Raw genomic sequence first — 1,073 nt, forward strand, 5'->3', positions numbered from 1 at the left:
GCATGGCGCGTTAGCAAAGCGGTTATGCAGCGGATTGCAAATCCGTTTAGTCCGGTTCGACTCCGGAACGTGCCTCCATATAGACAAGCCCGCCACGCGGACTTGATACAGGTTGCGGTGCCCGAGTGGTGAAATCGGTAGACACAAGGGATTTAAAATCCCTCGACGTTCGCGTCGTGCCGGTTCGATTCCGGCCTCGGGCACCATTAATTTAGACAGATTTCAATGATTTAAAAAGGCCGCTAGCGATAGCGGCCTTTTTGTTTTTGGCCAAGTGGCGACAGAGTGGCGACAGAGAATGCCAGCGGTTGTCGTTATTTTTCTTGAGGTGTACTATGTACACCATTAGATTGATTGGCTAGAGTGAGTGATGGGTGAGTAACGCCATTGAGTTTATTGAGACATCGATATTTACCAAGCAGATAAAAGCGCTCGCAACAGATGATGAGCTCAGAGCACTACAAACAGAATTGATTGCCCAGCCGGAAAAGGGTGATTTGATCCAGGGCACGGGGGGTCTGCGAAAAATTCGCATGGCAACTGGCCAACAGGGGAAGAGTGGCAGCGCGAGAGTTATCTACTTTCTAGCGACAGCTGAGATGATTTACTTAGTGCTTGCCTATGCCAAGAGTGAGAAAGAAAGCCTGACATCGGCAGAAAAGGCCGAGTTAAAGCGCTTGACCACGTTACTAAAAGGCGAGGTTTAACATGAACATGTTTGACGAATTGAAGGCTTCCCTTGAGGAGGCTGTTGAAATTAAGCAGGGCCTTCTTGAGCCTGCCGTGCGGACTCGCTATGAAGTGGCGGACGTAAAGGCTATTCGCCTCGCACTGAATGTTTCTCAGCAAGAGTTTGCCCAGGCTCTTGGGACGAGTGTTGATACGGTCAAAAGTTGGGAGACCCGGCGCCGCAACCCGACTGGATTGGCAGCGAAGGTCTTGACGCTTATGCAAGAAAAGCCAGATCTCTATAGTGAGCTAGCTGCTCACTAATGTGGACTGAGACGATAGATCGAGAAGAGGCCCTGTAGTGGTCTAATCATCCCGGACACCATTTTAGGTGGTACAGTCGC

At 50.2% G+C, this 1,073-nt stretch carries 2 protein-coding genes and 2 tRNA genes; all 4 read left to right on the forward strand.

All coding sequences use genetic code 11. The features are described from left to right. Window positions 1-4 precede the first annotated feature (4 nt). Window positions 5-78 (forward strand) — tRNA-Cys (locus AAC083_RS10625). Between the two features lie 41 nt (window positions 79-119). After that, window positions 120-206: transfer RNA gene (locus AAC083_RS10630), tRNA-Leu, on the forward strand. A 168-nt stretch (window positions 207-374) separates the two neighbouring features. Continuing rightward, window positions 375-707: a type II toxin-antitoxin system RelE/ParE family toxin gene (locus AAC083_RS10635; RefSeq protein ID WP_005320072.1), complete on the forward strand. Its 333-nt coding sequence runs from the start codon at window positions 375-377 to the stop codon at window positions 705-707. 1 nt (window position 708) lies between these two features. Further along, the gene (gene nadS / locus AAC083_RS10640) at window positions 709-993 is read left to right on the forward strand and encodes a NadS family protein (protein ID WP_029303943.1); all 285 of its coding nucleotides are present in this window, start codon (window positions 709-711) and stop codon (window positions 991-993) included. The last annotated feature ends 80 nt before the right edge of the window (window positions 994-1,073 follow it).

It is taken from the genome of Aeromonas sp. HMWF014, assembly GCF_963878295.1.
Classification (GTDB): Bacteria; Pseudomonadota; Gammaproteobacteria; order Enterobacterales; family Aeromonadaceae; genus Aeromonas; species Aeromonas popoffii.